This window comes from Gammaproteobacteria bacterium (assembly GCA_035546635.1).
Lineage (GTDB): Bacteria > Pseudomonadota > Gammaproteobacteria > JAURND01 > JAURND01 > DASZWJ01.
In genome coordinates this window covers 88,978-111,400 of sequence record DASZWJ010000044.1, presented here as the reverse complement: position 1 = coordinate 111,400, position 22,423 = coordinate 88,978, and the positions used below count along the sequence as shown (strand labels likewise).

The 22,423-nt window shown below is 42.1% G+C and carries 12 protein-coding genes and 1 tRNA gene; 9 read left to right on the top strand and 4 right to left on the bottom strand.

What is annotated here, in order from left to right; translation table 11 throughout:
* Nucleotides 1–564: 564 nt before the first annotated feature.
* On the bottom strand, nt 565–1,005 hold the full coding sequence (locus tag VHE99_12000) for a DUF1772 domain-containing protein (GenBank protein HVV69731.1): 441 nt from the start codon (nt 1,003–1,005) through the stop codon (nt 565–567).
* A 244-nt stretch (nt 1,006–1,249) separates the two neighbouring features.
* Between VHE99_12000 and VHE99_11995 the strand changes: the two genes are divergently transcribed.
* Nucleotides 1,250–8,347, top strand: a complete 7,098-nt coding sequence (locus VHE99_11995; GenBank protein ID HVV69730.1) for a hypothetical protein — start codon at nt 1,250–1,252, stop codon at nt 8,345–8,347.
* Nucleotides 8,348–8,412: 65 nt separating this feature from the next.
* Here VHE99_11995 and VHE99_11990 read toward each other — a convergent pair.
* Nucleotides 8,413–8,489, bottom strand: a tRNA-Pro gene (locus VHE99_11990).
* Nucleotides 8,490–8,852: 363 nt separating this feature from the next.
* Between VHE99_11990 and VHE99_11985 the strand changes: the two genes are divergently transcribed.
* From VHE99_11985 to VHE99_11975, 3 genes are all read left to right on the top strand, one after another.
* Nucleotides 8,853–9,515 (top strand): response regulator, encoded by a 663-nt coding sequence (locus tag VHE99_11985; protein HVV69729.1) that lies wholly within the window; start codon nt 8,853–8,855, stop codon nt 9,513–9,515.
* Nucleotides 9,512–10,906, top strand: coding sequence for an ATP-binding protein (locus VHE99_11980; protein HVV69728.1), 1,395 nt, complete (start codon nt 9,512–9,514; stop codon nt 10,904–10,906). Before VHE99_11985 ends, VHE99_11980 begins: the two co-directional genes overlap by 4 nt.
* 143 nt (nt 10,907–11,049) lie before the next feature.
* Nucleotides 11,050–13,719: a PD-(D/E)XK nuclease family protein gene (locus tag VHE99_11975; GenBank protein HVV69727.1), complete on the top strand. Its 2,670-nt coding sequence runs from the start codon at nt 11,050–11,052 to the stop codon at nt 13,717–13,719.
* Nucleotides 13,720–13,805: 86 nt separating this feature from the next.
* Here VHE99_11975 and VHE99_11970 read toward each other — a convergent pair whose 3' ends face one another.
* Nucleotides 13,806–14,156: a hypothetical protein gene (locus VHE99_11970; protein HVV69726.1), complete on the bottom strand. Its 351-nt coding sequence runs from the start codon at nt 14,154–14,156 to the stop codon at nt 13,806–13,808.
* A 246-nt stretch (nt 14,157–14,402) separates the two neighbouring features.
* Here VHE99_11970 and VHE99_11965 point away from each other — a divergent pair, with 246 nt between their 5' ends.
* Both VHE99_11965 and putP read left to right on the top strand, forming a co-directional pair.
* Nucleotides 14,403–17,846, top strand: a complete 3,444-nt coding sequence (locus tag VHE99_11965) for a UvrD-helicase domain-containing protein (protein ID HVV69725.1) — start codon at nt 14,403–14,405, stop codon at nt 17,844–17,846.
* 147 nt (nt 17,847–17,993) lie between these two features.
* Nucleotides 17,994–19,499 (top strand): sodium/proline symporter PutP, encoded by a 1,506-nt coding sequence (gene putP / locus VHE99_11960; protein HVV69724.1) that lies wholly within the window; start codon nt 17,994–17,996, stop codon nt 19,497–19,499.
* A 21-nt stretch (nt 19,500–19,520) separates the two neighbouring features.
* Here putP and VHE99_11955 read toward each other — a convergent pair whose 3' ends face one another.
* Nucleotides 19,521–19,790, bottom strand: a complete 270-nt coding sequence (locus tag VHE99_11955; protein HVV69723.1) for a DUF2282 domain-containing protein — start codon at nt 19,788–19,790, stop codon at nt 19,521–19,523.
* A gap of 122 nt (nt 19,791–19,912) precedes the next feature.
* On the opposite strand from VHE99_11955, the gene VHE99_11950 reads away from it, so the two are divergent.
* The 3 genes from VHE99_11950 (at nt 19,913) to deoC (ending at nt 22,379) form a co-directional block, all read left to right on the top strand.
* Complete coding sequence (locus VHE99_11950) at nt 19,913–20,632, top strand: lysophospholipid acyltransferase family protein (GenBank protein ID HVV69722.1); 720 nt, start codon at nt 19,913–19,915, stop codon at nt 20,630–20,632.
* A gap of 164 nt (nt 20,633–20,796) precedes the next feature.
* Nucleotides 20,797–21,633, top strand: a complete 837-nt coding sequence (locus VHE99_11945) for a purine-nucleoside phosphorylase (GenBank protein ID HVV69721.1) — start codon at nt 20,797–20,799, stop codon at nt 21,631–21,633.
* A gap of 23 nt (nt 21,634–21,656) precedes the next feature.
* Complete coding sequence (deoC, locus tag VHE99_11940; protein ID HVV69720.1) at nt 21,657–22,379, top strand: deoxyribose-phosphate aldolase; 723 nt, start codon at nt 21,657–21,659, stop codon at nt 22,377–22,379.
* The last annotated feature ends 44 nt before the right edge of the window (nt 22,380–22,423 follow it).

Below are 22,423 nucleotides of genomic sequence, written 5' to 3'. Positions count from 1 at the left end.
CGCCTGGGGTGATCCTACTTTAGCAACTCGAGAAAAAGGCAAAATTATTACTGAAGCTTATGTGGATTATATTCTTAAACAGATCAATGTTTTTATTGCGCAATAGAAAATTCGCGGAGATTATTCATTTCTTTCTGCCTTGAGAGAGAAGGTTTTGATTAATAATTTACACATATTTTTAGCGGTAATTTATGACTATAGATAAGAAAGTAACTACAGAAAATCATTTCGTCTTGACTTTATAAGCTCATCTACTAAACCTTTCTTACGTCAACTATCATTGCAGGTCAAAGAAAAATGCACGACACAGCTACCGCACAAATTCTCGGGAACAGTCTATCGCAGGGAATTGGTGCGGCTCAGCATCCTACAATAAAGCCTTAGAATTTAGAAGAAACTAACCGGAGAACTTTATTCGATTTTAGATAACCAATATTTATCGTGGTTATAAATCAGGTTCATTTGGAGCAAATATTGGGTACGTTCCGCCTGAGATCCCGCAACTTGATCGCGGGATCAGGCAGATGACACTCAGTACTTTATTTAAACTCAACTTGAAAACACCTAAATCAACTGCCTGCTTACCGCCAATAAAAATACCAAAGTAGCCAACAATCCCAATAAGCTGCGCACCGCATGGAGCCATCCCCAGCTTCTTATGAGTTTCCTAGTGTCGGGAGTAGTGGCATCGAGCGGTATCTGCATTAATTGCTTGTTGGTTGGCATGATGGCAAAAAAAGTAAAAGGCCAATTCAGAAAAATCAGCGCGGCACCTAATAAATACCACCAATTCCAAGTCAGGACTAAAGCCACTACGCCCAACACACCGGATACCAGCGCTAAAGTGGCTTGCATAAATAATCCGCGTTTGTAGCTGGCTTTCCATTGCGTCAGTAAGGCAGCATCAGATAATTTGAAACGAGCAGGCTGCTCAACTAGATTAATATAGATAGCTGCGCCAGTAAAAATAGCGGCTACAGCAGTTGCTAGTAAACCATATAGCATATTTAGGTCCTTTTTTGGAAGATCATCGTTCCAGCACAGAGGCTGGCTCCACAGTTAAAGTGTATTTTAAATTGTAAATAGTCGCAATGTAACTAGTCGTTGGCGTGAAATTAAAAAATCCCACATCATCTCGGCGGGCTACAATTTCTTGATATAAAACCCAAAACAGTTTATATTTTACTCATTTTTACCAAAAATTCTAATATAGCACTAAAATAAGCTTAAATGAAATATGAGTGATGTAGTGAGTGAAAGTAAATTAGCATCCATTAAACAAGAAATTAATTCCCCCGAAGAATTAATTGCGCTATTTGAACAGGATACACTTCGCAATTTTTCATTTGATTCAGGAAGAATGCAGTTACATATCATTTTTGAAATAGAAATCAGTCCTCGTAGTAAACGTGGCGCGCTGCAGATATGGACAGGGAATTGGTATGGTTTTTCGTCACAAGAAGATGGATATTTTCTCAGAAAACAACTTTTTAAAAGTTTTTTACGTAAAGCACTTTCTCATCCTGAAGTTAATCATGTACATCTATCTTTAGATATAGCTGATGTATATGATGCTGTTATCACATTGAAACATATTTGGAATTTAGAACTGAGTCAGCGTTTAAGAATTAATTACACTTTAGATTTTTGCAGTCCAAAATATCTTGTCTCAAAGAACATGTTTCCCCAAAGTTCCTCATTCACTGAAATTAATTCGATTGTTGCGCCTCACTTTATCAGAAACCTCTTTAGCGGCGGCCTTAATCTGCGGGATAGTTATTCGATTTACACTAATACACCTAGCACTCAACTCGAGTTGTTAAGAGCAATAGCACAAAAACCTTGTTATAAGCATAAAAAATCAATTACCACAGCAGCAGCTGCAAAACTCATATTTATATTAGCTGATTATTTGTTTTTTACTAGCTCTGATTACTTATCAAATTACGTTTTTTATCAGAACCTATTTCTAGCGAGCCATCGTGTTTTCTTGTGGACTGGCGATCCTCGAAAACTCGTGCACATTAAGAAACAAGAAGAGGTTTTCAGGCGACTGGAGTTGGTTGCACAACCTGAGAATAGTATAAATATAGAAGCCATCAGAACCAGTCTCAGCCATCTCATGCCTATGCATGATAAAAAAATAGTGGTCATGACCGCAGAAAAACGTATCGCTGCAATAAACTCTATATTGGATGCCATCCACAAAAAAGCTGACCATCCCCAAACACCTGCTACTCACAAAGAACGCTTAGCGTATTATGAACGTCCACAGGCTATTTTAACCATTAGCGAAAACGCTTGGCGTGGAAATCAATATATTTACGAAAATAATCTTAAAGATACCAGCTTTACCACATTAGAAATTGATTTCCCAGCGAGTGTTGCAAGAATGGAATGCTTATTTAAAGCTATCGGCAAGAATAACCTGATAAATCGTGTGCATTTTAAAAATAAGCCACTGGATTTTGAATTTTTCAATATCATATTGAAAAATTGTTTATCATTGCAGATGCTGCGGCTAGACCAGGCAGAAAACCAAATATATATGGGTCAATTATCGGATGAGGTCGCAGCAAAAGTAACTGAAATTTTGTTTAATGGCTATACAGGTAGTTATACCCTTAATCTCAGACCCAACCTATCGCTATTTAATCGTTTTAAGAATTTACGTGAATTAACTTTAGAAAGATGCACTCTTCCTTTTGAAGAATTTCCATTTTTACCCAATCTATTGAATTTGAATTTTATTAACTGTAGTTTTTATTCCGAAACTTTCGACAGCGGATTTGAAGCTTTTAAGAAAATCATGGAAAAACTTCATCCAAAATTACTTATAACAATCACAAATTTTACAGACAAACTAACCCAAACAGCTTCGCAATTATCTACAAGTGATTTTAGGAACAATTATCTTCCTGATTTTATCCCTTCAGAGACAACTGATGAAACTCCACCTTATAACCCATCAAGTTTATATCTACCCAAAACAACTGAGATCAATACCAATTCTATAGAACGAAAATGTCGTTTTTATACGAATGATCCCTCTCTAACCTTACCTCCTGCACGCATGGATCAAGATGAAATGATGCAACTTACTATTCAACCGGGAGGAAATAAATCTTTTATCGGTTTCATGACTTCAGCAATTGAATTTATAGCAGAACCTGAACAGAAGAAATTTCATCGTTATACTTATAATCAATATACTTCTTTAGAAAAATATCAAGCTCTGGAAAAGGACTTAAAATTACCTAAAGCCGTTTGCGGAAGAATCGATTCTGTCCAATTAGATTCTAAAAGTGTCTACGTATTACCTACACCACTGTCAACACCACAACAATCCTGGGCATTAGCAACTATCGCCTTTGAACTGCCGAAATTGGCTGATATGCTGGAAATCGGTCATTGCCCATCATTACAAAATGCCTATGCCTTGCGTTTAAAAGATACCACCACCACATCTCAAATCATTAAAGCTTATATGATTTTGTATCCTGCCATACCCAGTCCTTTACCTCTAAAGATCCCGGAAGTCTCTTCTTTTGGTTTTATTATTAAACGCATGTTACTTAGATTGGCAAGTAACATACAAATAAAAAAAGATTTTCCTAATTTTGTTCAGCTAATAGCTCAGCTGGAGGCTATAGAAAAAAATAAAATTGCCTTAAAGCAAGCAAAATCCAATCCAATGGCTGCCCAAATTTTTTGGCAATATTCACAAGAACAAATTGACTTAATAGTATCTTACTGCCGTATAAAATCTGGGGTTAAAGCCGATAATAAAACTATTACCTTTACAATTGAAGAGTTACAATCGATGGAAAAATTCCAAGGAATGAAGGAATTTATAATTAATCTGCTTTTACCTCCCGTTATTTGTGAAAGAGCCGCTCAATCTGCTGCCTTTTTGGCAACTGGCTACCATCTGCCAAATTGGGTGGTCAACAGCCAAGAACACGCTTATCTCAAAATTTTATCGGCTCAAGATGCAAAATCTCCCACACTGAGCTGGCAGCCAAAAGATTTAGGTGGTGCAGCAGTAACAGTGAAAGAGATACCTTTTTTTTCTGAGTCTCTATCCCTGCGACTTAATGATGCAAAAGAATTAAAATCTTTTGCCAAAAAACCGCGGATATTAAAAGAATTTGCCCCCATACATCACTGGTCATTCAAATATCAAGGCACTATTTTTGACTTTATCAACCAAGTTTTCTCGACGGATACACCCTCACTTATTTTTTATCCCGCGAATAATCTAAAAGCCTTAGAAGGTTTTTTAGCGCTGTTATGCGACCATTATCGGGAACAGCATGCCACCAGATCCACTCATGATATCCGTAGTAGTTACTCAGGAATCATGCAACCTTTAAACAACCGACGCAGGATAGCATTTTTACAGGAGGAAGAAAAACGTACTTGCTGGATTAAAATTGTCGAACATCCCGATGATTTAACGACACTGTGGGAGATGCCAAGCATACCTCCCAAAGCAATGAAAGCGACGCCATTGCAGAATAAAGTACCAACTTTATTAATTATAAATATTGATAAATTAGTCTCGCAGCTAGAAATACAATCAAAATTATTTAAGTACCCACCCTGCTTAAGCGTCAACTCCCAACTACTAATGTTACCGACCACTTGTCGGATAATTTATTTAGGTAGCCACTTGCCCAAGGAGTTGCAGAACTCTGGATTGCAATTCATCGACTGGCCTTCTACATTGGAAAGCGAATTTTTAAAAATTCGTCAGCAATTACCTTTAGCACAACAACTGGATGCAAATACCTCACTATCTACTGAAAAAACCACATCTAAATCCCCAACTACCGATAGCGTAATCTGCGATTTAAAAAAATCCGAGCCAGAAAATTTTTTATCAGAAAAATTACTCGTCCGCAAAGGACAAATCACCCTGCAGGAAAATTCGATTGTCTCCGCACTCAAGGCACATAAACCCGTTACGCTCGCACATTGTTTCACTGAGAGCAATTGGGAAAAATTTTGTCACTTGGCCTTGTGTCAAATATCAATAGAGCAACACGCCTTAGAAGATGGGCAATATAGTCCATTACCTATCGATCCTGCGATCTCCATTGTCCGACATCCTACCTTCTTTCCTACTCGCTTAACAGAAATTGATGACACACAGTGGGCAACGAGGCGCACTGACCAAACTGTGACATCTTATATCTTAACCCAGCATAGCTACCCTAGCTTTATCGCTAATTGGCAAGCTGATGTAAAAAAAGGCTCGCTATTATCTACAGAATTACCTGGCTTACTGCATGATTGCAAAACAGCCAAAGCTTTGATTCAAGTAACTGATTCTTTCTCTGAGGCAGACTGGATTACGCTTTATCAACATATCGCCGAAGTACCTGAACATATCACCTTGGAAATCTGGTTTCATCCCCGCTATCGAAATGCGCCTGGCTTACCAGCATTACCACCAGAAGAAAAAAGACTAAAGGATATCCCCAAAGAAAAATCTAGCCAAGTAAATACACCCAAAGTATTTTTCGCACCAAATGCCGATTTATTAGGTGCATTACAGCAACTTAAAATACTTAAACTGCTGCCGGCAGATATTCACTGTGTCCCTATCAATAGTGAAAGCACGCTTGAAGAATTATTAGAATCCATACAGACACGTGTGACTGAAAGTAGCGAGGACTGCTCTTTTACGATTAAGTATCAAAAAGGTCAGGTGATGACGCGATTAGAAAAATCCGAACCGGTCTTGCTGGTAGGCGAAATATCAAGAGAACTTTATTCACAATTAGAATCTCTACTCATCAGTGATTATCTATGGAGTAATGCGCAACGCCAAATGTTTAGCGCGCCCTTATTTTTACTTTCCCCCCCTAATCCGCAGTTAGCGCAGCATCTGGAAACCTTTTTTGATACCGAAACGCTGACAGTGGATTACTTGCAATGGCTGGAGCAAGATACTTTCATGAAATTAGAAGAAAGAGATAAAAGGCATCTGCAACAAATCTATCAGCAAACTAAAGGTATTTTACGTTGGAGTTGGCCACGATTGCAGGAAATTAGCGAATTTTTACAGAAATATCCGCCTGAAAAACGCGCAGAGCAGTTTGAACTCAGTCCATTTCAAACGAAACTATTAGAAGATTACAACCCACAAAGTGCCATCTACCAGCAGTATCGTGATTTATGGATAACGCTTTTCTGCTCAACATCCGAAATTAAAAAAAGCTCTACTAAAGAACCAGAAGAATTTAAACTGACTCCACCTTTGCTTCCAGATTCTTCACCTTTGTTATCGTGTGAAACAGAGCCAAGCAGTGATGATAAAAAGCAAAGTGTCGACAGCAAGGTGAAGCAAGCGTTGATGCTGCTGGAAAACCATGATTCATTGGCATTGTTAGGCAGCGCCGGCACAGGTAAAACCTTTACTGCCCGCGTATTGGTACCACAAGCATTGCAGAGGGTTAAAAAGCCTTATCGTTTATATATAGGTGATGCCAGCATACAACCCTGGCTAAAATCCGATGACCCTAAATTTATTCATATTTTATTATTGGATGAGATCAATGCCCTGCCATCTAGTTTATTACAACCTTTGTTATGGCCAGGTTCCAAACATTGGCAGGGTGAAGTTTATGCGCATAAAGCCCCACACTGGCTGATTGGCACTGCCAATCCGCGTTTAGCTTATTTAAATCGTTTTCCAGTACCTGAGGACATGCCGACACTTTGGTTTCAGCCATTTACACATGAAGATATCCGCGATCAACAAATTCTACCGTTTTTAACTAAAGTATTGCATATTGTCGATTCTGTTACGCAACAGGATTTAGCGGATACTTATTTAAAAGGCTACGAATTTCTGCGCAATGAGCCCTGCCATGCCGTTGTTTCGCCACGTAATTTAAATCGTATTTTGATGTATGTTTATGCCAAAGCCGCGCCTCACTTAGATAAAAATCTTGCCCCCACTGCTGAATCTTTACAACAATGGATGAAAGAAGGTTGTTATCTGGAGTTTAACTCGCTATTGCCAGCAGATGGATCCAAAACTAAATTACAGAGTGAACTATTAACCGCCTTAGGATTAACGACTCAGGTAAAATTACCTACTGTTACATTGTCTCAAGAAACACTCAATCAATACCCTAGTCTTGACACTTCACCATTACAAGAACTCATGGGCTCTTTAGTAACAACATTACAAATACGTGAGCTGACTATTCAGAATAAATTAGAACCCAGCGGCTATGGCATGTTGTTCCAAGGTTTTGATACAGAACAAATGCATCTCAGTGTGCGTACAATGCTGGAACATAAAAAATTGCCGTACGTTTTTTTATCAGTTAATCCTCTGGATGAGACCAACTTTAAAGATAGCATAAGAAAAGCTTTAGACACCCACTGTATTATTATCCTAGAAAATCCACATTTAATCACCGGGACATTGGAAAAGTGGCTTAACTCACTGCTCGAGGGCATGGATGTGGAACAACCTCTAGAGACATTCCCTGCCGAATTTTTTATGATCTTCCTACACAAAGACAACAAACCTTTATCGATCGCTATCAAGAATCGCTTGCAAGTCATTACGCTAAACGAATGTTATGTAGCTGATTGGAAAAAAATTCTGCAAAATTATACACAGAATCCCGCTTTGAGCGATTTGATTATTGCTAGTTTTACGATGCTGCTTGAGCAGAGTCAGACTGTGGGTAATATAAAGCTTCGCAATCCAGCTGACCTGATCCAATTATGTAACGGGTTACAGGCGCAAAAATGGTTTGAGAAAACTTCAACCGAAATACAAGTCGATCAATTATATGAAAATATCATTCGCACCTTTTATCTTTATGCGAATGAGTCACAACAACTAAATGTTTATAATAATATGCTTGATATTATTTCAATATGGTGTGAAAAATTTCCTGCAGATAAAAAACTCACTGCTCCTAATAAAAACATCAGCTTCAAATATCAAACAGATTTGACTAGAGTATATACTGAATGTCAATTCTGTCTTGAGACTGCTGCTAAACTATTAATGCATGAACAGAATTTGGAGTCTGCTACTGCACATCTTGATTTGGCAAAAAAACTTTTATTAGACAATAAAATTATTAATTTGGAAATTTTGCAAGCTTTGCGCGATAGTTATTATCAGTTAGCGATTTATCCCTCTAAAAATAATGCCGTATTAATCAAACAAAATTCACAGAGCGCATTATTAATTGATTCGATAATAGAAACTTATGCTGGTAAATCATCTAAGGTTCAGATTAAAGAAAAACTCAAAGAGTATAAGATTACTACTGCCGATGAGGATTCAAGGTGCTTGATTATGTGAAAGACCCTGAAGTGCCGGCTAAATTGGGAAAGACCCAAGACCCTACTACTCTCGATTGATTTAATTGGTCGGGGTGACAGGATTCGAACATGCGACCTCTGCTTCCCGAAAGCAGCGCTCTACCAAGCTGAGCTACACCCCGAATGTGAGAGAGCGAGTGTAATTCAAGCTTGGGTCGTCGTCAATTCGCCTCCCTACTCAATTTACCCCTTGAAAAAAGGGGTCGCAGGCCGTGAGGCCGGCGGGGGATTTAAAGAGTTTCTGGGTGCCAATGCAGCCTAAAGTAGGGCACGAACTTCTTAAATCCCCGCACGCACTAGGTGCGTGCTACTCCCTTTTTTAAAGGGGGCAAATACACCAGAGAAGCGCATATTGAAAAAACCCCGCTTTATCGGACAATAAAACAAAAAAATACTTGAATTTTGTGAATTTTTCCCTAAATTGCATTGCAAAACCCCCAAAACACTGCTAATCTTACTATTATTAGCCAACATTGAGAGATTATATGCGCGTTTTATTGGTAGAAGATGATGAATTATTAGGCGATGGTGTTCGAGTAGGGCTAATGCAATTCGGATACGTCGTTGATTGGGTCAAAGATGGGCAAACTGCTCTACAGGCTATTTTGTCTGAAACCTTTGATACCATTGTCCTTGACCTGGAATTGCCCAAACGTTCGGGGCTAGAGGTATTAAGAGCCGCCCGCTCTAAAAATATCAATACCCCTGTATTAATCCTCACCGCCAGAGAACTCGTTGAAGACCGCGTCAAAGGTTTAGATGCCGGTGCTGATGACTACTTAGTCAAACCTTTTGATTTAGGCGAACTTTCTGCCCGCATCCGTGCACTGCAACGCCGCACCGTCTCCCGCGCTGAACCGATGATTACCTTTGGTGAGATCACTTTAGACCCTGCCTCGCGCACTGCCTTCCTAAAAGAAGAACCCATGATACTCTCACGCCGAGAATTTGCCTTACTGCATAAATTATTAGAAAATGTCGGCCGTGTACTCTCACGCGAACAATTAACCCAAACCTTATATGGTTGGGGAGATGAAATTGACAGTAACGCTCTAGAAGTCCACATTCATAACCTGCGGAAAAAATTTGGCCACAACTTGATCCGCACCATTAGAGGCGTTGGCTACGTAGTTGAAAAGGCAAAATGACCACATCCATCCGTAACTTCCTTGTCATCAATTTATTATTGTGCGTCATTCTGATTACCTCTTTAAGCCTGCTTACCAATTTATTTTTAGAAAACAGGGACTTACAAGGACACTTAGATAACAAATTGACCGAATCGGCATTTGCTATCCAGGCCTTCATGAGTCAATCTAATACGCCCGAAGAGCTGCGCTCTATTCAGCAGCATATCAACTCACTGTCCAGCGGCCAGTATCCGTTTGCTTTACACCAATTAAATAAAGAAAATAACGGCGATCATGAAGCGTTTGGGTTTGAAGTACTGGATCAAAACAATCAACCATTGCTTCGCTCTACAACGCCCCTACCCGCTGCTTTTACCCATGCACCCAATGGGTTATCACAGGGTTTTGACAATAATAATGCCTGGCGCATCTTTGTCACCACTGATCCTGAAAATAAAAGCAAAGTCGTTGTTGCCGAAAAATACAATTTTCGTAACCTCTTAGCGGGTCATGTCTCCCAAGAATCCTTCTTTGTTATGCTCATTAGCTATCCTTTTCTAGGATTGCTGATCTGGATTATCATCAGCCGTGGTTTAAGCAGCCTGCGTAAAATTTCTGAAGAAGTACAGCTGCGCGCGCCAGATCATTTAGAACCGATTGATGCTACCCAAGTCCCTGTAGAAATAAAAACCATTGTCGAAGAGTGGAATAAATTATTTTCCCGATTGCAAGAAGCTTTTGCTAGAGAAAAACGTTTCGCAGCCGATGCCGCGCATGAGCTGAAAACGCCGCTGGCCGCGCTTAAAGCCCATACCCAAGTTGCGTTAAATGCCACCAGTGATGCTGAACGCGAAGCGGCTTTACGTAAAATCCTTACCGGCGTCGATCGCAGCGCTCACGTGGTACAACAGTTGTTAACCTTAAGTCGCATGGGTCATGGCTTGGCCTTGGAACATACTGGAACGGTAAATATTGTCAAACAATCCCAGGAAGTGATTGCAGAACTTGCCCATGAAGTCCTAGCCAAAGATAGTGAGATTGAACTAATATCTCCTGAAAAAGAACCGTTGGTGCAAGGACACTCCACTGCAATTGCCATTCTGATAAGAAATTTAGTCGATAATGCGATTCGCTATACACCGGCCGGCAGTCTGGTTCAAGTGATTATTGAAGAGTCAGCGGATAAAGTCTTGCTGAAGGTAATCGATAATGGTCCAGGCATTCCTGAACATTTACACCAGCAGGTGTTTGAACGCTTTTTCAGGATGATAGGCAATAAAAGTCCTGGCAGCGGTCTAGGCTTGGGGATAGTACAGCAAATCGCTGAAGTGCATCATGCGGTGATTTCTTTAAGTACGGCGCCAAGCGGCCAGGGTTTGCAGGTGACGGTGGCGTTTCCTAAGCCTTGATACACTAACTTTCTATCTACTTCTTCTCCCCTTACACTATAACCCCCTCTCCCTAACCCTCTCCCACAAGGGGGTGGGGAATTTACGGTGCTTAGCTCAGCGTTCATGCTCACAAGGGAGAAGGGCACTTTAGGAACCCCCCTATGAATAAGCCCCCTTCCATCACCATCCTCACCGCCAACCAACGCCTATCCGCCTATCTCCGCAAACAATATGACAGCGCCCAGCAATCCCAAAACCTCACCACCTGGCTAAGCCTAGATTGTCTACCGCTTAGCCGCTGGTTAATACGCACTTTTGAAACACTGGCCGATAACCGCCTCATTCTCACCGAAGCACAAGAATTAGCGCTTTGGGAAAAAATTATCACCACAGCCTTAAACATCAACAACGATTTTGTCCTGTTGCGTCCCTTTGCCACCGCACAAACTGCCAGCGAAGCTTGGCATTTATTAAAACAATGGCAGCTACCATTAACCTTATTAAAAAACTCCGCCTCTGAAGACATCCAGTATTTTTATCAATGGGCGCAAACTTTTGAAAATATTTGCAAGAAACAACAATGGCTGACTCCTAGCGACTGCACAGACATTTTAATGCAGGCGGTTAAAAACCAATCTCTTGATTTGCCAGAACATTTAATATTCGCTGGATTCGAAGAACTTTTGCCGCAAACTACGCAACTGTGTGAGGCATTAGCCAGCTGTACTCACATCCATATTTTGCCATCAAGTACAACATTGCTAGAATTGTTACAAACCATTGACGAAAATAAAAACCTTTCCAATGCAGAAACAAAAATCATCCAACCGTTGCTATACAGTATCGGATTACTCGATACGACCCAAGAACTGCGAACGATGGCGCTGTGGGCTAAAAAAACGTTACAAAACCACCCCCAAACAACCCTGGGCTGTGTCGTACCTGACTTAAATCTACTACGCAACAAAGTTGAACGTATCTTCAACGAAGTTTTTACTTCTGAAAATAAAGAAACCCCTAGCTTGCCATTTAATTTATCCGCTGGTTTACCATTAAATAAATACCCACTCATACAAGCAGCATTTACCATTTTGCAACTAGCCAGCCCTGAATTAAATATCGAACAAATCAGTCATTTACTGCGCTCGCCATTTATTGGCGGCGCTGAAAGCGAAAGAATCGAACGTGCGATGTTGGACATTGCATTGCGGCAGTCGGGCGAGCGTTTTCTCACTTTAGAAAATGTATTCATGCTCAGCCAACGGCACAACCAATGTCCATTATGGATAAAACTGCTGACAACTTTTTCACAGGTTTTATACCAGCAGATTAATGCAAAACACCCCCCCAGTACTTGGGCACATTTTTTTATTCAGTTATTAGAGTCACTACAATGGCCAGGCGAACGCGCTTTAAATAGTGCTGAATTTCAACAATGGCAACGTTGGCAAACGTTGCTCACTGAGTTCTGCACTTTGGATTTAGTGATAAATCAAGAGATTAATTTGACTGCCGCCTGCCACCACTTGCAGCACTTAGCCCAACGTACTTTGTTCCAGCCGCAAAGCAAGGATGCACCCATTCAAATTTTAGGTTTATTGGAAGCTGCCGGTATGCAGTTCGATCAACTATGGGTGATGGGGATGAACGATGAATCCTGGCCAAAATCCGCCGCACCCAATCCTTTTATTCCCATTTTGCTACAACGCCAACACCACATGCCGCATGCCTCCGCAGAACGCGAACTCGCTTTCAGCCAAAAACTCACCACGCGTTTCACCCAAAGTGCCAAACACATCATTTTCAGTTACAGCCAGCGTTCCGGTGATCTACCCTTGCGCAAAAGCCGCTTGATTAGTGCTTTTGATGAAGTTGTCTTAAGCGATCTCATCGAACCACCACAGCCACGCATCTATGATCCTGATTGCCTTGAATTGATTCAAGATGAATACGCACCTCCCGTTCTCGCCTCGGAAATGATCCGTGGCGGCGCCAGCGTATTAAAAAATCAAGCCGCTTGCCCGTTTTCTGCATTTGCCAAAATTCGTTTGGGCGCCACCCAACTACCGGAAATCACCTCAGGTCTTTCAGCTATGGAGCGCGGCACTTTGCTGCATGAAATATTAGAGAGCCTTTGGGAAACTTTAGATAACAAGGACACGCTACAAAGCTATAACGATGCACAACTCACTACACTGGTTCATTCTTTGGTGACACAAACTCTGCTTCAAAAAGCTAAAAAACGTCCTCTTTCATTAAAAAGTCGCTTTATCAAGGTTGAAACGCAACGTTTAACCCAATTGATTACTGAATGGCTACAACTCGAAAAACAACGGCCGTTCTTTCGTGTCATTGCGCGTGAATCACTGCATAAAATCCATTTTGCCGGTTTGGAATTGTCTTTGCGCATTGATCGTGAGGATGAATTGGCCGATGGTTCGCGACTGATAGTGGATTACAAAACCGGGCTACCGCGCATTGAAGATTGGTTTGGCGAGCGACCTGACGATCCGCAATTACCGCTTTATTGCCTGACAAGTGCACATCCCATTCAAGGCTTATTATTCGCACAAATTCGCATCAGCCAATCGCAATTTAAAGGTATTAGCGCAAAAGACATAGGCATGGCTGGTGTTAAACCCATCATGGATTTAAAAACTGAACACCAGCCCATCGATTGGGAACAATTTCAACGGCAACAACGCGATATTTTAGGGCGACTGGCACAGGATTTTTTACAAGGTTATGCCACTGTCGATCCTAAAAAAACTGAAGAAACCTGCAGAAATTGTGAATTACAGATGTTGTGTAGAAAGTATGAAGGTAACTAGTCGGCCCTATAAAACTCGCTTTTATAAGAAACAAAAAGAACATTTCCTGCCTGCGCAGTTTTTTATAGAGTTGGAGTTACCTTGTATCATGGCTGGCTCTGGCTATACATGGGTTTTTTATCATAAACATAGATCCAACCCTTGGCGATGCGATAAATAACCCATATCGTTGTCACTATCAAAATGGGAAAGCCAATAATAATAAATGTGGTCACACCACCTATAATCAACCACAATAGTGCATACCAGAAAGTTCTTATTTGCCAAGTAAAATGCGATGCCAACCAAGTATTTTCTACATCTTTGCGCTTAACATAATTCATAATCACCGCAATTAAAAAGGTAATTCCTACAATAAAACTGGCAGCTTGCAAGGCATATATAATCACGGTGATGTTGTAGTTTTTATCATCTTTGGGAATAATGATGTCATTCATTTTTCGGGTACCTATGAGGAGGTTTAGGAAACAATTTTTCTCTTCTTGGGATAGGCGATAGGCTAGAACTTTTACCTCTCTCCTTGTGGGAGAGGTAAAAGTTCTAGCCTATGCCCACTTGTGCAAGAAAAACTATAGGTCGTCTTTACTAATGTATCAATTTTAATCATTATGCATTGGCTCAATTTAGATAGCAACTCACCACCAACCAGCTGCACAACCATCCAACGCTAAAGATGCTACACCATGACCATCGATCAATCCCAACGCCAACACGCCCTTGACCCTACGATCTCATTTATCGTACAAGCTCCCGCTGGTTCCGGCAAAACAGAGTTGCTGGTGCGGCGTTATCTCGTGCTATTGGCACAATCAGTGCGCGCCCCTGAAGAAATCACCGCCATCACCTTCACCCGCAAAGCCGCTGGCGAAATGCGTGAGCGTATTTTATCTGCCCTGCATGCGGCAACCCTAAGTGCTCCCACACACCCCCAAGCATTTGAAACCTGGCAATTAGCCCGCGCCGCCTTAGAACAGGATCAACGACAACAATGGCATCTACTCAACAATCCCCAAAGATTACGTATCCAAACCATAGACGCACTGTGCTTAAGCTTAACCCGGCAAATGCCGCTGTTATCCGGTTTTGGCGCGATGCCACAAACTTTACCCGACGCCAAAGACTGCTACCTGCAAGCCGCCCGAAGATTACTCGAAGGCCTAGAAGAACAGCACCCCAACGCAGAAGGATTAGCCCATTTATTGCTGCATTTAGATAACCGTTTAGAAGAAGTTGAAAATTTGTTAGTGCGGATGCTGGCACGTCGCGACCAATGGTTGCCGTATTTAATCGTGCGGCGCAAAAACCGTTCGCCACAAGCGTTACGCCATATGCTGGAAGAAGGCTTACGGCATGTTGTCACAGAAATTTTAGTTAATTGCCACCAACATTTACCCTCTGAATATCATGACGAAATTCTAACCCTGCTGCGCTTCGCTGCCGATAATTTAGCTATAAGCGACCCAAATCATACCCTCGCCCCCTACCGCGATTTAATGCATTTTCCAGAGCCATTACCTGCGCACCGCGATACCTGGCTGGCCATCGCCCAATTGTTACTGACCACGGAAAATAACTGGCGAAAAAGTCTCAATAAAACCATGGGATTTCCCCCTGAAAATAAACCCATGAAAAACCGCATGCAAAATTTACTGACAGAATTAGCCGCTCATGAAGCGTTTTTCCTCAGCCTTTGTGCTCTCAGGGAATCACCGTCCCCTGCATACACGGATGCTGAATGGAAAATAGTCGAAATCCTGATCGAGCTATTGCCATTATTGGTGGCACAGTTAAATGTGATTTTTCGCGAACAAGGCGTAGTCGATTTTAATGAAACAGCTATGGCTGCTTTACGCGCCCTGGGAGATGCCGAGTCACCCACCGAGTTAGCGTTAATTTTGGATTATCAGATTAAACACTTGCTGGTGGATGAATTTCAGGACACTTCCACTACGCAATTTCGTTTACTAGAAAAATTAACTGCCGGCTGGCAAACAGGTGATGGCCGTACTTTGTTTTTAGTTGGCGATCCCATGCAATCGATTTACCGATTTCGTGAAGCAGAAGTTGGTTTGTTTTTAAAAGCCAAGCGGGAAGGGTTGGGTGCAATTGCCTTGGAATCATTGCAACTAAAAGCCAATTTTCGTTCGGCGCCTGCGATCGTTAATTGGATTAATACGCAGTTCAAAAATTTATTTCCGGCGGTTGTGGATATTAGCTCTGGGGCGGTCACTTTTAATGCTTCCACCGCAGCTAAAGAAAATAGGGAAGACAGTGGCGTGTCTGTACATCCGTGTTCGACAACGAATCCCAATGCGACTTCTGAAAAAATTTTAGAAATCATTCGCTTGGAACAAAAACTGAATCCTCAGCACAGCATTGCAATTTTAGTGCGCAGTAGACCGCATTTGGCTGACATTATTCCGCTATTGAAAGCACAGCATATCGCATTTAATGCGGTAGAAATTGAACCGCTGTCAACACAAAGTATCGTGCATGATTTATTAGCACTCACACGCGCTTTATGGCATTTAGGTGATCGTTTAGCTTGGCTTTCGGTGTTGCGCGCACCTTGGTGTGGTTTAAGTTTGACAGATTTACATAGCATTGCAGGTAAGGATCATTTAACACCGATTTGGGAAGCACTTAAACATAGCTATTCACAAGCAGAATTGTCCGGCTTAAGTGCAGATGGAAAACTGCGATTGTCACATTTAATTCCCATATTGCATCACAGCCTATCTGAGCGTGGACGCCAGAGTTTAAGATCCTGGGTGGAAGCAACCTGGCGGCGCTTAAATGGTCCTGCCTGTTGCCAAAATCATAATGAAACCAATACCGCTGCCACTTTTTTTGATTTATTAGAACAACTAGAAGCTGATAATGCTGAACTCGATTTAAACTTATTGGTAGAAAAAATTCAAAATAGTTATGCCACCCCAGAACCAGCGGAAAACTGTCGCTTGCATGTGATGACGATACACAAAGCCAAAGGCTTGGAATTTGATACCGTTATCATTCCGCATTTAGAAAATAAAGGCCGAAGTGATGATGCGCAATTATTATTATGGTTAGACCGTCCGCGGCTGGATAAAGAAAATGATTTATTACTCGCGCCGATCAAATCTAAAGAATCTAGTTTAGAACCGATTTATCGTTATCTGCAGAAAATAGAAAAAACTAAAACCCGTTATGAAATGACTCGAGTTTTATATGTGGCCGCGACAAGGGCTAAAGTGAATTTACATTTAATTGCGAATATTGCTACCACGGCAGAAAAAATCTCAGAACCCGATCCTAATAGTTTTTTGGCTTTGCTGTGGGAACCTTTTAAAACTGCGATGCAAACTGAAGAGATGATTTCTGTTCCACTAATACCAGCTGTTGCCTCCACTTCTTTGCGCAAATTGCGCCGGTTAAAACATCCCTTTCTTTCCAATTGGCAGCCCTTGCAGTCGAAATTTAACACAACACCCACCGCTTCTTTTCTACAGAATATTTCTACGACACAGACAGCATTGAGCCAGCAAATCGGTATTTTGATCCATCGCTGTTTACAGGAAATTAGCCAAGAGGAATTAGCAAATTGGAATCAACAAAAAATAATCGATAGCCGTTCGGAATGGCAAAAGCGTTTACTGCAGGCGGGCATTGCACAAAATCAGTTGGAATATTGCTTATCACGCATAGAAGCAACGATTACCCGCACGTTAAATGATCCTAGGGGGCGATGGTTGCTGGATAATACCCACACGGATCAGCACAGTGAATATGCCATCACCTCGCTGATCCAGGGTCAACCGCAGCATTTAATCATCGACCGGACATTTGTTGATAGTGAACAGACACGTTGGGTCATTGATTATAAAACCGGAATCCTGATTGAAGAGGCCTCACCTGATTTTTTAAAGCACGCGCAAGCGCAACATCGTGAGCAATTGGAAACCTATGCTAGGGCAATGTCGCTACTGGATCAGCGCCCCATACGGCTGGGGCTATATTTCCCTGGCTGCGCGGGGTGGTGTGAGTGGGCTCATATACCCTCTTACAGCCATGACTTCTTTCCTTCTCCCACAAGGGGAGGAGGAAAAAGGTGTTCTTTCGCTGGCGCGAAAGATGATTTTAGGTAGGAAATTTACGGATTTTTTGATACCATGCCAACTAATTATTAGCAAAAGCAGGAAAACAGCGGCGACCGGACTTGCATCATTTATGGCTTTCAATGCAAAAATTTTAAATGCCTTGAATGTTTCATTACCCAGCTTCGGAGAACCTGAATGTATACCACTCCTCAAACGCTCATTACTTTTGCCATTTATATTTTTGGGATGCTGTTATTAGGTTGGTTGGGTTACAAAGCCACCAGTAATCTTTCAGATTACATTCTAGGTGGGCGGCGTTTGGGGAAGTTTGTTACCGCACTTTCGGCAGGTGCATCCGACATGAGCGGTTGGTTGTTGATGGGGTTGCCTGGGCTGATTTATCTCACGGGTATTTCTGGAGCCTGGATCGCGATCGGCCTGATTATCGGCGCTTGGTTGAACTGGCGTTTTGTCGCAGGCAGACTGCGGTTATTCACAGAAAAATGTGGAAATTCCTTAACCCTGCCCGATTATTTCACTAGCCGCTTTGAAGACAACACCAATATCCTGCGTATTATCTCTGCACTTTCCATCTTAATTTTCTTTACCCTGTACTGTGCCTCAGGCATAGTCGCCAGCACCAAATTATTCGTGAATATGTTCCATATGCCGCATATGACCGCTATGTGGCTGGGCGCCGGCGCCACCATTTTGTATGTGTTTATTGGAGGTTTTTTAGCCGTCAGTTGGACAGATACCATTCAAGCCTCTCTGATGATTACTGCGTTAATTATGGCGCCATTGATGCTGATTTTTGCCAACGGCGGCCTTCATCCTACCTTCATCCAAATTAAAACCACCCACCCTGAACACCTAGATTTATTCAGCAATCTCGATACCATTGGCATTATGTCTTTGCTGGCTTGGGGCTTAGGCTATTTCGGCCAACCGCATATTTTAGTGCGTTTTATGGCAGCGCAATCACCTGAAACCATTCCTGGCGCACGCCGTATCAGCATGACTTGGATGATATTATGCCTGGTTGGAGCCATCAGCGTCGGTTTATTTGGTCATGTGTTTTTTTCCAGTCATCCTAATGTGGCAGCCAACGTGGTAGCTAATCCTGAAACGGTTTTCATCGAAGCGGCAAAACAACTCTTTAATCCTTGGGTCACTGGTTTTCTGCTAGCCGCCATTCTCGCAGCCATCATGAGCACCTTGTCCTGCCAACTTTTGGTGTGTTCCAGTGCCCTGACTAAAGATATTTATAAGACTTTCCTGCGTAAAAGCGCTTCCCAGCGAGAATTGATCTGGTGCGGACGTGCAATGGTGTTGTTGATTGCTTTATTGGCCATTTGGCTGGCAAGCAATCCGAATAATCAGGTGCTAAAAATGGTGAGTTATGCTTGGGCTGGATTCGGAGCAGCCTTTGGCCCCGTCATTCTGCTGTCATTAATCTGGCCACGCATGACCAAAGCTGGGGCATTAGCCGGTATCGTTATAGGTACTGCTAGCGTTTTGATATGGAAGCATTACCAATGGCTACAAGTGTATGAAATCATACCTGGGTTCATTTTGGCTACTGGCAGCATTATTGCGGTTAGTCTGTTTAGCGCCCCTCCCGTCGCTACGGCAAATAGATTATTTGCTAAGGCATCAGAAAAGCACTATATCTCCCCTCCTTTGATGGGAGAGGGCTAGGGAGGGGTTTAGGTAATATCTTTAAGAGGTCTTCTTTTCATCTGATAACACTATCCCTCCAACGATTTTATCGCAGGTACCCTTGGGAACATAAATCCAAGCCGAGGGACTCTTATCGACTTTATCCTGCCCAGCACAGGCATTACCACCTGATCCGCAGTCATTTTTTCCGGCCTTGACTATCCCTGCGCATTTCTCCATTGGTGGGGGTTTGGCTATGGCATTGGCATTGATACCGGCGCTCATCATAGCAGCAATCGTAGTAGCTACCCATTTTTTATTGATTTTCATAAAATCTCCTTTTCAAAAACCATTTATTTTTAGACAATGAAACAGGTTAAGAATCTATCATCATAGTATAATCTAAAATTCAGCTTCATGGTTAATACCTCCATCACAGTAAGGCTAAAGTAATGGCAAAAGTCAGTAAAATTCATGTTTTATGGATCATGCTAAAAACCATCTACATCTCTCTGAAATACTCAGTTGCCAGTATGCGAGTGACTGCGCGTCCCGATATTGATCGCATTGCGCGCCAATGGTCCAAAGATTTGCTGGCCTGTGTCGATGTGCATTATACAATTCACAATCCCCATCAGGTTCAATTACAGCCCAACCGTCCTTATATCCTAATGAGCAATCATGCTAGCCATTATGATATCCCGTTAATACTCCTATCTGTACCCGGCAGTATACGCATGATTAGCAAGAAAGAAATATTTCGTATCCCTATTTGGGGATACATATTGCGACGTGCTGAGTTCCTGACCATAGAGCGCAACAATCCTCAACAAGCCATAAAAGATTTGGAATTGGTGAAAGAAAAAATGCAAAGTGGCATTATTCCCTGGATCGCGCCCGAGGGGACACGGTCTCGACATGGTAAATTAAACCCTTTTAAAAAAGGCGCTTTCATGTTGGCCTTGCAAACACAGGCTTTAATCATCCCCATTGGTATCCGCGGCAGCGGCAACATCTTGCCACCTGATACCTGGGACTTTAATATAGGCCAGGATGTGGAGATTCACATCAACCCGCCTATTGATACGACTAATTACAGCATAACGACACGCAATGAATTAATATCGGCTGTGCGGCAAAGTATACAAGAAGCGTCTGGCATGCCTGATTAGATACTCCAGCTTCAACATGTAACACCCTCTCCTCTTTTGAGGCGTTGTTGAATAAATAAATTTTTCATTACTCTCCTCTTACAGCCATGGCTTTTTCCCTTCTCCCGTCTGTGACCGAAGGGAAAAAGCCATGACTGTAAGAGGGAATACGTTCGGAGTGCCTCATGCAAAATCAACTATCAAACCCCCACCAAACGGCAGCATTCATAAAGCAGCGTGTACCTGGATTCACCCCCAAAATTGGCCTGATTCTTGGTTCAGGCGTGGGTAAATTTGCCAAAGAAATAGCAGACGTCACTAGCATCGATTACGAAGAACTGCCCGGCATGCGCGGCTGCAACGTTGAAGGTCATCGCGGATTATTACATTTAGGGCAGTTAAAAGGCGTGCCAATTGCGTGCTTCCAGGGACGCAATCATCTCTATGAAGGCTACAGTGCCGATATTATTCAAACACCTATCCGCACATTAAAATTACTTGGTGCAGAAACCGTCATTTTAATTGCTGCAGTTGGCTCTATGTCACCTGATATGCCACCTGGTAGCCTCGTCATCATTAATGACCACATAAACTTTCAATTCAGCAACCCGCTGGTTGGGCCCAACGATAATACTTTTGGACCGCGCTTTCCTTCTCTTGAAGATGCCTATGATCCAGAACTCAGAGCTAACATAAAAGCTATCGCTACCTCATTGAATATTCCAACTCGCGAAGGGGTCTATGTGGCTGTATTAGGTCCCAGTTTTGAAACACCCGCTGAAATCCGTGCTTTTAAAAAATTAGGTGCAGATGTCGTGGGAATGTCCACAGTCGCAGAAGTCATCACCGCCAGACATTGCGGCCTTAAAGTATTGGCTATTTCTATCGTGACAAATATGGCTGTAGGTATGTCGGAAGAAAAAGTAGAACATCAAGGTACTTTAGAGACTGCATCACTTGCATTAAATGATTTATCGCGGTTATTGCTGGCATTTGTCAGTGCGGAGCATAGCACTGTGTAATTAAGAAGGAAAAAGGAAATACCATGACCGACTTTAATCCTGAGAAAATAATGGCTCTGCTCGATTTAACCTCGTTAAACGGCACTGATACAGAAGCCACCATCATTCAGCTCTGCCAAAAAGCGGTTAACCCCAAAGGGTCAGTCGCGGCAGTTTGTGTTTATCCTCGATTTGTTAAACTAGCACAGCAGCAATTAATGCTGCTTGATCCCCGCATCCATATAGCAACCGTCAGCAATTTCCCAGCAGGCACTCAATCTTTATCCGACACACTAGATGAAATTAACACGGCTATTGCCGATGGAGCAGATGAAATTGATGTGGTGATGCCTTATCAAACATTTTTGCAAGGTAATAAAAAATATGTTCGTGACTTTATTGCCAGCTGCAAATCTAATTGTGACCAAAAGACTCTGAAAGTGATTCTGGAAACTGGCGTCCTGGCCACACCAGAATTAATCACGGAAGCCAGTCATCTAGCCATAGACGCAGGCGCTGATTTTATTAAAACTTCAACGGGAAAAACAACTATTGGTGCGACCTTGGAGGCAGCAGAAGCTATGCTGCGCGCTATCCGCACCAGTGAATATGAAGTTGGATTTAAAGCAGCTGGCGGGGTACGCACTGTGGAACAGGCACAAAGTTATATTGATTCTGCTATCCAGATTATGGGATCTGAATGGATCTCACCCCAGACTTTTAGAATTGGCGCCAGTCAATTAGTGGATAATTTGTTAGGCCTATAATATCCTTCACCCAAGCGAAGAACACCTTTTCCCTTCTCCCATCC

Coding starts and splice junctions, on each gene's coding strand:
- VHE99_12000 (HVV69731.1), bottom strand. CDS start 1,005: ATGCTATATGGTTTACTAGCAACTGCTGTAGCCGCTATTTTTACTGGC.
- VHE99_11985 (HVV69729.1), top strand. CDS start 8,853: ATGCGCGTTTTATTGGTAGAAGATGATGAATTATTAGGCGATGGTGTT.
- VHE99_11980 (HVV69728.1), top strand. CDS start 9,512: ATGACCACATCCATCCGTAACTTCCTTGTCATCAATTTATTATTGTGC.
- VHE99_11975 (HVV69727.1), top strand. CDS start 11,050: ATGAATAAGCCCCCTTCCATCACCATCCTCACCGCCAACCAACGCCTA.
- VHE99_11970 (HVV69726.1), bottom strand. CDS start 14,156: ATGAATGACATCATTATTCCCAAAGATGATAAAAACTACAACATCACC.
- VHE99_11965 (HVV69725.1), top strand. CDS start 14,403: ATGACCATCGATCAATCCCAACGCCAACACGCCCTTGACCCTACGATC.
- putP (HVV69724.1), top strand. CDS start 17,994: ATGTATACCACTCCTCAAACGCTCATTACTTTTGCCATTTATATTTTT.
- VHE99_11955 (HVV69723.1), bottom strand. CDS start 19,790: ATGAAAATCAATAAAAAATGGGTAGCTACTACGATTGCTGCTATGATG.
- VHE99_11950 (HVV69722.1), top strand. CDS start 19,913: ATGGCAAAAGTCAGTAAAATTCATGTTTTATGGATCATGCTAAAAACC.
- VHE99_11945 (HVV69721.1), top strand. CDS start 20,797: ATGCAAAATCAACTATCAAACCCCCACCAAACGGCAGCATTCATAAAG.
- deoC (HVV69720.1), top strand. CDS start 21,657: ATGACCGACTTTAATCCTGAGAAAATAATGGCTCTGCTCGATTTAACC.